Source organism: Zymomonas mobilis subsp. mobilis ATCC 10988 (genome assembly GCF_000175255.2).
Taxonomy (GTDB): domain Bacteria; phylum Pseudomonadota; class Alphaproteobacteria; order Sphingomonadales; family Sphingomonadaceae; genus Zymomonas; species Zymomonas mobilis.
In genome coordinates, this window is sequence record NC_017262.1 from 1,500,001 (window position 1) to 1,512,103 (window position 12,103).

A 12,103-nucleotide genomic window follows, 5' to 3' on the forward strand; every position below is an offset into this window, starting at 1 on the left:
AGCGTGAGGTCGGAGGTTCAACTCCTCCCCGGCCCACCATGGTTCAGGTAGGGAATTTCAAAGGGGCCTTAGCTCAGTTGGGAGAGCGCTAGCTTTGCAAGCTTGAGGTCATCGGTTCGATCCCGATAGGCTCCACCAGAAATTATCTGGTTGTTTTCCAAAGAAAGATGAAGAGGAAAAGAGATCCTTCTGATGATATCAGGAGGGTAGGGGATTTATCCCTGAATGTTATTTGAAATTGTGAATGGAAATATTGAAAATCGATGCCGCGACTTCGATTTTTGAATGACTGCTTCGGTGGTTGTTTAGAAAGCGAAAGTTGCAAAAGTAAAGATATTCAATTGATGCTGAGATTTAACAAAAAGCATCATCGGTGGAAGAAGCAATTCTGACATTGATGGTGGAAGTTCTCAAGCGTGAGGTAAGAGCATTTGGTGGATGCCTAGGCATACACAGGCGATGAAGGACGTGGCACGCTGCGATAAGCTACGGCGAGATGTGAGCAATCTTTGACCCGTAGATTTCCGAATGGGGAAACCCATCCTCACCATTTAATTTCGATATTGTTCTGCAGTATCGGAGTTAGGTGGGAAGGATATTACCAAAGTGAATACATAGCTTTGGTGAAGCGAACCCGGCGAACTGAAACATCTAAGTACCCGGAGGAAAAGACATCAACCGAGATTCCGTTAGTAGTGGCGAGCGAACGCGGAGTAGGCCAGTACCTTTGATTGCGTTAGCAGAAGTCTTTGGAAAGAGACACCATAGTGGGTGACAGTCCCGTATGTTAAAACAATATTGAAGGTCTTGAGTAGGGCGGGGCACGTGAAACCTTGTCTGAACATGGGGGGACCACCCTCCAAGCCTAAATACTCGTGTATGACCGATAGTGAACAAGTACCGTGAGGGAAAGGTGAAAAGAACCCCGATTAGGGGAGTGAAACAGTTCCTGAAACCGAATGCTTACAAGCAGTAGGAGGGTCTTTAAGGCCTGACTGCGTACCTCTTGCATAATGGGTCTGTGACTTAATGTATCAAGCAAGCTTAAGCCGATAGGTGTAGGCGCAGCGAAAGCGAGTCTGAATAGGGCGATTTAGTTTGATGCATTAGACCCGAAACCCGGCGATCTAGGCATGGTCAGGATGAAGGTAAGGTAACACTTACTGGAGGTCCGAACCGATTAACGTTGAAAAGTTATCGGATGAACTGTGTTTAGGGGTGAAAGGCCAATCAAGCCGGGAAATAGCTGGTTCTCCGCGAAAACTATTGAGGTAGTGCCTCATGTGATGACCGTTGGGGGTAGAGCACTGGATGGATGCGGGGGTTTCGCGACCTACCAAATCTAACCAAACTCCGAATACCAACGAGTTTAACATGGGAGACAGACGGCGGGTGCTAAGGTCCGTCGTCGAGAGGGAAACAGCCCTGACCTACAGCTAAGGTCCCCAAGTCATGTCTAAGTGGGAAAGCTTGTGAAGACCCCAAAACAACCAGGAGGTTGGCTTAGAAGCAGCCATCCTTTAAAGAAAGCGTAACAGCTCACTGGTCTAAATAAGGGTCTTTGCGGCGAAGATGTAACGGGGCTCAAGACATGCACCGAAGCTTAGGATTGTTACATTAGTAACAGTGGTAGCGGAGCGTTCCGTAAGCCTGTGAAGCAGTCTGGTAATGGACTGTGGAGGTATCGGAAGTGCGAATGCAGACATGAGTAGCGATAAATAGGGTGAGATGCCCTATCGCCGAAAGTCCAAGGGTTCCTGCGCAAGGCTAATCCGCGCAGGGTGAGTCGGCCCCTAAGACGAGCCCGAAGGGGGTAGTCGATGGGAAACAGGTTAATATTCCTGTACCTGGAGAGATGTGACGGATCGTGTAAATTGTATGTCCTTATCGGATTGGACATGCTCATAAGCGGTTCCAGGAAATAGCCTCTCCATATAGACCGTACCCTAAACCGACACAGGTGGACAGGTAGAGTATACCAAGGCGCTTGAGAGAAGGGTGTTGAAGGAACTCGGCAAATTGCCTCCGTACCTTCGGAAGAAGGAGGCCCTTATTATAGGCAACTATTCTAAGGGGGCACAGGCCAGGGGGTAGCGACTGTTTAGCAAAAACACAGGGCTCTGCAAAGTCGGCTTCAAGACGACGTATAGGGCCTGACGCCTGCCCGGTGCTGGAAGGTTAAGTGGAGGAGTGCAAGCTCTGAAATGAAGCCCCAGTAAACGGCGGCCGTAACTATAACGGTCCTAAGGTAGCGAAATTCCTTGTCGGGTAAGTTCCGACCTGCACGAATGGCGTAACGACTTCCCCACTGTCTCCAACACCTGCTCAGCGAAATTGAATTCTCCGTGAAGATGCGGAGTACCCGCGGTTAGACGGAAAGACCCCGTGCACCTTTACTGCAGCTTCAGAGTGGCATTAGGAAAGAACTGTGTAGCATAGGTGGGAGGCTTTGAAACTTGAGCGCCAGCTTGAGTGGAGCCATAGGTGAAATACCACCCTGTTGTTTTCTGATGTCTAACCTAGAACCATGAAACTGGTTCAGGGACCCTCTGTGGCGGGTAGTTTGACTGGGGCGGTCGCCTCCTAAAGAGTAACGGAGGCGCGCGATGGTTGGCTCAGGCCGGTTGGAAACCGGCTGCAAGAGTGCAATGGCATAAGCCAGCCTGACTGTGAGACTGACAAGTCGAACAGAGACGAAAGTCGGTCATAGTGATCCGGTGGTCCCTCGTGGAAGGGCCATCGCTCAACGGATAAAAGGTACGCCGGGGATAACAGGCTGATAACCCCCAAGAGCTCATATCGACGGGGTTGTTTGGCACCTCGATGTCGGCTCATCACATCCTGGGGCTGGAGCAGGTCCCAAGGGTTTGGCTGTTCGCCAATTAAAGTGGTACGTGAGCTGGGTTCAGAACGTCGCGAGACAGTTTGGTCCCTATCTGCCGTGGGCGTCGATATTTGAGAGGAGTTGCCCTTAGTACGAAAGGACCGGGGTGAACATGCCTCTGGTGGACCTGTCGTGGCGCCAGCCGCGCAGCAGGGTAGCTATGCATGGACGGGATAACCGCTGAAAGCATCTAAGCGGGAAGCCTCCCTCAAGATAAGATATCTCAGAGCCGTCGAAGACTACGACGTTGATAGGCCAGATGTGGAAGTGTGGTAACACATGTAGCTAACTGGTCCTAATTGCTCTATTCACGCTTTTGAGAACTCCACTGTCAATGTCAGCATTGCTGACCTGATAATGTTTTCTCTCAGCTCTTTTGAATATCTTCGATTTTCAATTTCTTCACGCACAGGTGTCATAGCTTGGTGGCTATAGCGTCAGTGACCCACCCGATCCCATTTCGAACTCGGACGTGAAACCTGTCCTGCGCCGATGGTACTGTTGCTTAAGTAACGGAAGAGTAGGTCGTCGCCAGGCTTTGTCACTTGTGCTTGAATTTCCATTCCAATTTTAATTAGCTACTTGCTCGTTTTCTTGCCCAGTGTCGCGGGGTGGAGCAGCCCGGTAGCTCGTCAGGCTCATAACCTGAAGGTCGCAGGTTCAAATCCTGCCCCCGCAACCAACACCGTTAGTATCCAGCTAACGGCTTTTTTTTGCCTAATTGACGGCACCTTTTCCGAATACTCTCCCCAGATACTCCGTATCTGTCTCCCTATCTCTAGCTAAAACTATCCTTCTCCAGTTAGATACCCCCCCTTCAACGCTCTACTCTCTTGATTGCGAGAAACCCCACATAGCAAAACGGCGCATCATGCAGTTTTGCTATGTATCTTCGGCTTAAAGAGTAACGGAGGCGCGCGATAGTTGGCTCAGGCTGGTTGGAAACCGGCTGCAAGCATGCTGGGACGGACGGTAATCTTCTCCATAAGCGCACCAATGATCCCAGATAATTCCTACTGTGTATCAAGATAATCTAGCTCTTTGCCTATCATGCCATCTTTTATTTGAAGATTCCTGCTGCATTCCTATTAACCTGTTGATGAGGTGACCACCAAAAGGACATGGATCCCTCGATAAGCAAGTAAAAGAGATTGGGGCGGGGAAATGGGGATGGAGCCACATCATAAAAGATGCCCAAAAATTACTTGACCACTAGTAAATATACGCTAAGTTTTTTAGCTGAAAATTATTTTATAAATAAATTTAAGTGACTATATAATGTTACAGCCTATTGAAAATGCTAATCAGATATTTGTTGTTATTATCGATGAAGCATATCGATATTCAGATGATCATTCTTATCCACAAGCAAGTGAAAAATATCGACGGGCCTTAGATCAAGAGTTCCAGTCTGATTTCCGAACCGCTAATATTGGACCAGGAGCCGATCTTCCTGCATTTGTTACAGCTCTTAATAACGTACCCACGTCGGTTAAGGTTATCCTCGGGCTTTTTTTTCTGGAGCTTTAATAAAAAACAACCTTGATGCGTGGGGTAAAATATATTCCCGTCTGCGGTGTTTTTTTTCTAGGCCTGTTCTGTTTGCACGAAATGGAGCTGCCGTTCTTGCTGTCCAAGCCATTTTTGATGAGTTGGGTGAACTTCCTAAAACAATAGAACTTTTACGATATTCTAAAGAAGATGCTTGGGGATATCATAAGAATAACCTTGCTGAAATAAAATTGGATAAAGCTATTGCCGATAATAGTCCAATGATTTTCTTGTCTCGCGTTGTTCATTTATTTGAAATAGAAGCTGATGGTTCGATTTTTCGCGTTGCAATAGATGGCAAAAATGTTGAAATTATTCGTGTTAACGGTAAAATTTAAGTATTATGTATAATTTGTGGGTCTATATATTTTAGAATATTAAGCTTATCCTGTGTAACGTTTCTTAAATTTTTCTAGAAAAAGCCATACCTATCTTTCCCAGGGTGTGAAATTCGTAAGAATTCAACCTTTGGAGAATGGAAAAGAAGGCGATGGCTACTACTTATTGCATTATTTTTGGCAAGCAGGACATATTTAGGAAAATAATTGCAAAGCCTAGCTTGCTATAGTTGAGAAAAAAAGAAAACCTTATCTGGTTATTCTCGGTTTTTACCAAGATAACATTGAATAAATCTCACAATAATCGATAAAAACAGCCTGAATAGATATAACAGGCTGTTTCAGATTTTTACTTTACCTTTTTATTTGCTCTGTTTCATCTTGCTGGAATGATTGAAATCAACTTGTTCCTGATAGGCTTCTGTTAATTTATCCAGAAAGCTAAAAAGTTTGCGGTTCATATCGTCATAATTATTCTGGCGTAGGCTATCGGGTGACTGCACAAAGGGACGGTCGGACATCGCCTTGAGCTCTGATTCCGAGGCTGCAATTAACAGCTCAATAACCTCTGCTGTGAACTCCATATGGCACTGAAAACCATAGACGAGCGGCGTATATTCTATGATTTGACGGGGACAGCCTTCGCTATAGGCTATAATCGTTGCCTCTGCTGTTAAGCCTGGCATGTCATTATGCCAATGACCGACCTCCAGACCATCGCCAAAAGCTGTGAATTTTAGATTTTTTTTGCCTTCTGGCGTGATTGTGATCGGGAATTTCCCAATTTCTGTTGCTGGGCTATGGGTGTAAGGCGCGTCTAAGGCTCCTCCAATCAACTGGGATCCCAAACAGACACCTATCACGGCTTTACCGGCTGCAATACAGTCAGCAATCAGTCTCGACTCTGCCTTGGCATTAAAGTGAGGACATTCCTCTATTGTTGTCGCTGGCGATTGAGGCCCTCCGAGTATGATCAAAAGATCAAGTTTATCGGGTTGTGGGAGGGACTCTCCCTGATAAAGACGTGAGTAGCTGGTCTGATAGTTATTTTTATGAGCCCATATTTCAAAAGCACCTGGCGCTTCAAAGGCCTCGTGAATGATAAAATGAATTTTCATCGGTAATCCTGTTTCAAAAAAGAAGCGTGAAGCAATGTCTTTGACTGTGAACTAGATTTTATCGGTCAAAAGGATATATCTTGTAACCGGCTCTAATAAGAGTGCCAGTTTTATAAAATCGAGTAGGCCAGTTGTTATTCCGCAATGAATTTTCTCTTGAATTAGCAAGAGATAGTAACAAGCCCATCTATCTGTGTTTAGCCGCTTCCATTATCCGCGAGATAGAGCAGGGACGTCTGAAATCCGGTGAGCGTTTACCCGGCACCCGAATTTTAGCGAAAAATCTGGGCTTGCATCGGAATACAGTTGATGCCGCTTATCATGAACTAACCATGCAAGGCTGGCTAGTGGCGCAATCTTCTCGCGGGACTTTTGTTGCTGATGATTTGCCCGATTTTGCACCAATCGCGCCTATCAATCCTCCATCCTCTAGGCCGTCAAAAAGAGAAATTATCGCTACCCGAATGCTCAATATATCGGATGGCACGCCTGATCCGCGCCTTGTCCCACGGAGCGAGTTGATTAGAGCCTTTCGACATGCCCTTGGCACGCCAGCCTTTCTTTCTGGGGCAAGTTATGTTGACCCGCGTGGAACAACAGAATTGCGGATGGCTCTTGCTGAGACTTTTTTTGATGCGCGAGGGGTCAGCATATCCCCCGATGAAATTATGATAACACATGGCAGTCAGATGGGGTTATTTCTGGCGGCTTCGGCTCTTTTAAAGCCGAGTGATGTGATTGCAGTCGAAAATCCAGGCTATCCTTATGCATGGGCGGCTTTTCGGGCGACGGGCGCAAAAATTATCGGGATACCAGTGGATGAAGATGGGATTGATGTCGAAAAGCTGGCTACAATCGCAGAAGAAACACCTGCCTTACAGGCCGTCTATGTTACGCCTCATCATCAATATCCTACAACTGTAACATTAGGGATGGGGCGACGACTTCGGTTATTGGAAATCGCACGGCAGCATAATTTGACCCTTATTGAAGATGATTACGATCACGAATATCGTTTTGACAGTAAGCCTATTTTGCCCCTTGTGGCACGTGCCTATCATCAACAGCCTTTTATTCATTTGGGTTCTTTTTCCAAATTATTAGCGCCGACTATCCGGCTTGGTTATGTCATTGCGCCGCCTGATATTATGGCTCGGATGATGGCCTATCGGGAATCTATTGATCGCCAAGGGGATATCCCGCTGGAATTGGCTTTGGCTAGCATGATAGAAAACGGTGATTTAGGGCGCCATTCCCGTAAAGCGCGGCGCGTTTATGCGGCTAGACGGGATGTCTTGGCCGAAGAATTAAAGACGCATTTGGGGGATGCTTTTACTTTTACTATACCGGCTGGAGGATTGGCTATCTGGTTGCGGTTAACGGACAGGTTAAATGCTCAAATATGGGCGGAAGGCGCTGCTGAAAGAGGTCTCCGTATAAAAGACGGACAAAGATTTTCTCTCGATGATTCCTATCCTTTAAATTATTTCCGCTTTGGTTATGCCCATTTGAATGAGGATGAAATTCGTCATGCGGTCTCTTTACTCCTGCAATCACGCCCAGACGCGATAGACTGACTATGCTTGTCAGGAAAACCCTCTGTTCCTTTGTGGGTTTATAGTAATCTGGCCTATGGTTTTTTATAAAAACCGGCACTTTTAGGGTGTCACATTGTTCCTTATCCTGCCTTTCATCATCATGTATTTTGGAAGGTAATCATCATGGATTTTTCAGGATTAAGTGCATTTCCAATTACCCCTATGAATGAAGAGGGTGTCGATCAGGCCACTTTTGAAAAGATTTTACAGAGATTAGTCGATGCCGGTGTCAATTCTATTGGTGTTGAAGGCTCTACGGGTAATTATCCCTATCTGACCGAGAAAGAGCGGATTCAATATGCGGCGCTTGCGGTTAAGGCTTCCCGTCAGATTCCAGTTATCGCCAGCATCGGGGCTTTTCGGACAAGAGATATCTTGTTGTTATCCGAACAGCTTCAGAAATCGGGGGTTAGCGCTTTGCTTTTGCCACTAGTCTCTTATCATGCCCTGAATGAAGATGAGGTTTTCTCTCTTTATGAGACGGTCAGCAAGCATGTTTCTGTCCCTGTTATTGTCTATGATTCCCCACTTATTAGCCGATTTGCTTTTTCCGATGATTTATATCAGCGGATATGCCAACTGCCTCATATCCAATCCATAAAAGTACCGAGTGCGTGGCCAAACGAGCCAGAGGCTTACTTGCGTTTGCAACGCCTGATGAAAAGCTTGCCATCCTCTATTCAAATTGGGGTTAGTGGTGATCCAACGGCGGCGAATGCCCTCAAACGGGGTGCCAAAATTTGGTATTCAGAATGGGGCGGAATTTTCCCTCAGAAAGCAAAAGAATTGCTTGAAGCGGCCTTTGCCAGAGATGAAGAAAAGATTTTTCATCTATCTCTTCAATTTGAACCTTTTTGGGAAATGTCACGTCACTATGGCGGTAGTATCCGTCCTATTGCAGCGGCGGCCTCTATCTTGAGACTGACAGATAAAAATAATTTACCGCTGCCTTTGATGCCGATTTCTATGAAGGATCAAGATAAATTAAAACGCGCGATTGTTGAAAATAATATGAATTGATTTTTATTAGGTGGATTATTTTACCTTATAGGTAATGTAATCTACCTAATATTTATAACGAGATAAATTTATACATTTGTAAATTTTAAAATTATTCTCCTGTAATGTATTTTTATTCTGAATTAGATTGATGGATAGGATAATCGAAACTGTTTTCTGATGCTCCATATTTTTATTGATATTGATAATCATTTAAATTATTCTTTTAAAGATAGACTTTTGCTTCTTTGCGTAAATTTCGATCGTTATGGGATACTATTTACTATGAGCATCAATATCATTTTTGGTTCTGACAGCGGATGCACGAAGAAAATAGCTTTGGATATGGCGAAAAGAATAGATGGCCGAGCTGTCAATATTCTGAAAGCCGAGCCGTCTGATTTTACTGATTGTTCCCTTTTGATATTGGCTTGTCCGACTTATGGGGATGGCGAATTACAAATTGACTGGGAGGATAATCTAGCCCTTTTGCAAGAAGCCAATCTTGACAATAAAACGGTCGCTATATTTGGCACTGGCGATCAGGATATCTATCCAGATTCTTTCGTCGATGCGATTGGCATTCTGTATGATATCGTCATCGAGCGAGGGGCGAAGGTTATCGGCTTTACCGATACCGCTGGATATCAGTTTACAAGATCGCTGGCTGTGCGTGATGACCATTTTGTTGGCTTGGCTCTGGACGAGGATAATCAGCCTTTTGAAACAGATGATCGTATTGCCAGCTGGTTGAAACAAATCTTATGACAAGGCCGCCTGTTATATCCTATTTCAGCCAATATCTTTATGAATATCATAAAGGTGTAAGGTTACTTTTTCTGTTGACCATGACGCCTCATGAAGCGATGGCGGTTCAAAAAAGGCTGGAAAAAGAGTCTGTTGACTATTTTATTCAGAAAGTCAGCCTAACCAAAGTTAATGTTTTTTTTGGGCGGTCGGCCTGTATTGAGACAATCCGCCATATTGTCACCCGTCCACTGGTTGATTTAACGCCAGAGCAGGATTTTATCCTTGGCAGTTTGCTCGGGTATGATCGTATCCAGCAATGTGAGCGCTATCTAAAACAAGTAAAGCAGGTCTCCAATAGGTTGGAATCTGTCCATTAAAGGCTGTTTTTAAGTGGTCTTCGCCAAATTGGTGATGATGAATATCATTATGGCCGTTAGGATAGGCCTATCTGCGATAGCTTCCGATGAGGTAAAATTTCGCTTGGCTTAAAAGCGGAAAACGAAATTCGATTGGTAATAGGTGCCACTTTTGGCACCCGCCTCATGAAGGGCATGGGAGGTTACAAATCGGGATACATATTGCGTCCATGAGAAATGTGTGTTGATCTGCCATGTCAAAGCCGCTTGCGGTGCAGTGCCGATGAATTTTCCGTCAAAGTCGCGGGCAAAGCTGTATAGACCGGATGATTTATAAATCGGGTCATTGGTATTTTCTCGCCAGAAAAGAGGCAGTTTGAGCTGGAGACTGACGGATTTCTGGGGTGTTAGTCGGACAAGCGGTGCCACGCTGATAAGGTTGGACGGCGCAATATAGGTTGTTGTGTCGAGATAATTGGTTTGGGGATTAAAGGGCGAGATATAGCCCCCGATGCTCCCTGATGTTTTTGAGGCGTTCCCGCCAGAATAGACATCGCTTTGGATGCCGGCAAAAAGCCGTAGCGGATTTTTGGGAAAGCGGTAGCCGACAATCGAGTTGATGGCATAGGCGTTGACGTTCCGGCTGCGATCAGTTCCGGCATAGCGGAAAGAACCACCTTGCCAGATAGCGCCTAATGAAAATTCGATAGGCCCAGCCGCCCCGTGCCATCGAATACCAAAATTGTTGCGTATATCGGTGCCTTGGCTGCTTTTGTTATTCGGGGCAGAAATGGCCCCTAATTTACCTGTCAGCCGATAGCCGATGTAAAAAGCATCCAGAAAAGAATAGCCTTTTTGCCCTAAAAAGGAAAAATCCGGCGGCGCCCATGTGCTGTTGAAACCGTAAAGGCGAGTGTCATAATCTTGGTTATCGTGAAAAATCGCCTGTTTATCGGTATTGGTGCCAACAAAATACCAACCATCCACCCTGAATCGTGACCATAGGGCATAGCTGCGGAAACCGTTCCACGACAAAGGCACATTGGGCGTTTCCCGATTGTAAAGCATATAGGAAGGCGCATCGAGGAACTGTTGCCGTCCGATAATGATACCGCTTTTGGCACCAAGGACAGTGCCTTTCACTTCTACAAAGGCTTGCTGTAAGTCGAGCGTTTTTTTGTAGGTTGCGTTATAGCCATAGACATTCCATCCAGAGGCATCTGCATTCACGATCTGGGCAAAAAATCTTAGATGTGAGCCGACATGTAAATCGGCTCCGTAAAGATTACGGATACCAAAACGACCGGAATTGTTGATTTTTTGAGTGCCTAATTGAGGCTTTGTTTCAAACCAGTTTCTGAAACGGGTTTCGCCTGAAAAGCTGATCCATAAAGAGCCGCTTTTGTTTAAAGGCACATATTTTAGAAAATCAAACGGATCTTTTCTGTTCTTGGGATCTCGAAGGTCGCTCCAATCTTCTGCCCATGCGGCCACACCATAACGCCCAACGGGGCCAAATCCGGCGGCTTCACCATTTCCCCGATTGAAAACACCCCAATTATATTGATGGCCAATATGGCGGTTGACAGCTTGGGGAACGTAATAAGGCTGTCCGACGGGGTTCGCATGAGGAAAATTCTCAATCGGCGGGAGGCTAGGAAGGGGTGCCGACATATCCGTTTTTTTATCTGCAATCGGCATGGTGCTTGCCAATGATTTATCTATATCCTGTTTTTCTCCCTTAACGGCGGCGGTATCGGCCTGTGCCGCTTGGTTCATGAAAAGAGATAAGACAGGTAAAATCAACAGCGGAAGAAGAATACGATAATGTGGGTAAAATCCCTTATCATTCCTAGTCATATCCGGTTGAATTTTAGACAAAAACCATTCCTCTGATTACCGAAAACATCCCGCTTTTGAGGGTAATTCAGAGAGTAAATTATAAAATTTCTGTAAGCCGTTATACAAAGTAATTATTAGCTTAGATAAAGATAAAGTATGATAGCTATGATTGGTAATAGAGCTATCATTTAGACTGTTTGTTGGTAGGAATGATATTTTTATTCTTTATTGAAGAAATATTATTATTCATAAAATCTGGTCTTTTTTGCAGGGATGAGTCTGCTATGGGGTAATAAAAATTAAGGCATTATTCTTTTACTCTAGCCGAGATTAAAAGACCTTAAAGAAGCCGTATAAAAAGGAAATCCGCCAAAAAAATAAAATATTTTCTGTCGGGCGGCGGCTTGTTTTCATTTATCGGTTTTAAGCTGTTTTTTCAGGATTAAAAATTTATCCAATATCCAATTTAGCTTTGCCATTGCTCTAAAATCTTCTGAATAAAGAGAATAGTCCTTTTATCGAGGTCTCTCAGATTAGGCTATCCTTGCCTATCCTTAAAAAGAGATAATCACCCTAAAATATCTTAGGCGCCTTTTCTGATTTAGATTTGGCCGCCGGATTGATCGAATATCATTTCAATATAAAATCCTGCAAATCCTGCAAATCC

At 44.9% G+C, this 12,103-nt stretch carries 8 protein-coding genes, 3 tRNA genes and 2 rRNA genes (1 of these 13 cut by a window edge); 11 read left to right on the forward strand and 2 right to left on the reverse strand.

Features of this window, described 5'->3' with window-relative positions:
* The 7 genes from ZMOB_RS06735 to ZMOB_RS06765 all read left to right on the forward strand — a co-directional run.
* Positions 1–39, forward strand: a tRNA-Ile gene (locus ZMOB_RS06735) (it extends 38 nt beyond the left edge of the window).
* A 23-nt stretch (positions 40–62) separates the two neighbouring features.
* Positions 63–138 (forward strand) — tRNA-Ala (locus tag ZMOB_RS06740).
* Between the two features lie 274 nt (positions 139–412).
* Positions 413–3,202: ribosomal RNA gene (locus tag ZMOB_RS06745) — 23S ribosomal RNA — on the forward strand.
* Positions 3,203–3,305: 103 nt separating this feature from the next.
* A 5S ribosomal RNA gene (rrf, locus tag ZMOB_RS06750) occupies positions 3,306–3,421 on the forward strand.
* A 68-nt stretch (positions 3,422–3,489) separates the two neighbouring features.
* Positions 3,490–3,566, forward strand: a tRNA-Met gene (locus tag ZMOB_RS06755).
* Between the two features lie 596 nt (positions 3,567–4,162).
* Positions 4,163–4,414, forward strand: coding sequence for a hypothetical protein (locus ZMOB_RS06760; RefSeq protein ID WP_041573391.1), 252 nt, complete (start codon positions 4,163–4,165; stop codon positions 4,412–4,414).
* Between the two features lie 122 nt (positions 4,415–4,536).
* Positions 4,537–4,773, forward strand: coding sequence for a hypothetical protein (locus ZMOB_RS06765; RefSeq protein ID WP_041573392.1), 237 nt, complete (start codon positions 4,537–4,539; stop codon positions 4,771–4,773).
* A gap of 362 nt (positions 4,774–5,135) precedes the next feature.
* Here ZMOB_RS06765 and ZMOB_RS06770 read toward each other — a convergent pair whose 3' ends face one another.
* Positions 5,136–5,891 carry a type 1 glutamine amidotransferase gene (locus tag ZMOB_RS06770; RefSeq protein ID WP_014500981.1) on the reverse strand — a complete coding sequence of 252 codons (756 nt, stop codon included), beginning with the start codon at positions 5,889–5,891 and terminating at the stop codon, positions 5,136–5,138.
* Between the two features lie 131 nt (positions 5,892–6,022).
* Here ZMOB_RS06770 and pdxR point away from each other — a divergent pair, with 131 nt between their 5' ends.
* The 4 genes from pdxR to ZMOB_RS06790 all read left to right on the forward strand — a co-directional run bounded on the left by pdxR (position 6,023) and on the right by ZMOB_RS06790 (position 9,615).
* Positions 6,023–7,468: a MocR-like pyridoxine biosynthesis transcription factor PdxR gene (gene pdxR, locus ZMOB_RS06775; protein ID WP_014500982.1), complete on the forward strand. Its 1,446-nt coding sequence runs from the start codon at positions 6,023–6,025 to the stop codon at positions 7,466–7,468.
* 144 nt (positions 7,469–7,612) lie between these two features.
* Complete coding sequence (locus ZMOB_RS06780) at positions 7,613–8,509, forward strand: dihydrodipicolinate synthase family protein (RefSeq protein ID WP_014500983.1); 897 nt, start codon at positions 7,613–7,615, stop codon at positions 8,507–8,509.
* Positions 8,510–8,773: 264 nt separating this feature from the next.
* Positions 8,774–9,256, forward strand: coding sequence for a flavodoxin FldA (fldA, locus tag ZMOB_RS06785; protein WP_014500984.1), 483 nt, complete (start codon positions 8,774–8,776; stop codon positions 9,254–9,256).
* Positions 9,253–9,615, forward strand: a complete 363-nt coding sequence (locus ZMOB_RS06790) for a DUF2023 family protein (protein WP_014500985.1) — start codon at positions 9,253–9,255, stop codon at positions 9,613–9,615. The genes fldA and ZMOB_RS06790 overlap by 4 nt, the downstream gene beginning before the upstream one ends.
* 108 nt (positions 9,616–9,723) lie before the next feature.
* On the opposite strand, the gene ZMOB_RS06795 is transcribed toward ZMOB_RS06790, so the two are convergent.
* The gene (locus ZMOB_RS06795; RefSeq protein WP_252507263.1) at positions 9,724–11,454 is read right to left on the reverse strand and encodes an alginate export family protein; all 1,731 of its coding nucleotides are present in this window, start codon (positions 11,452–11,454) and stop codon (positions 9,724–9,726) included.
* Between the last annotated feature and the right edge of the window lie 649 nt (positions 11,455–12,103).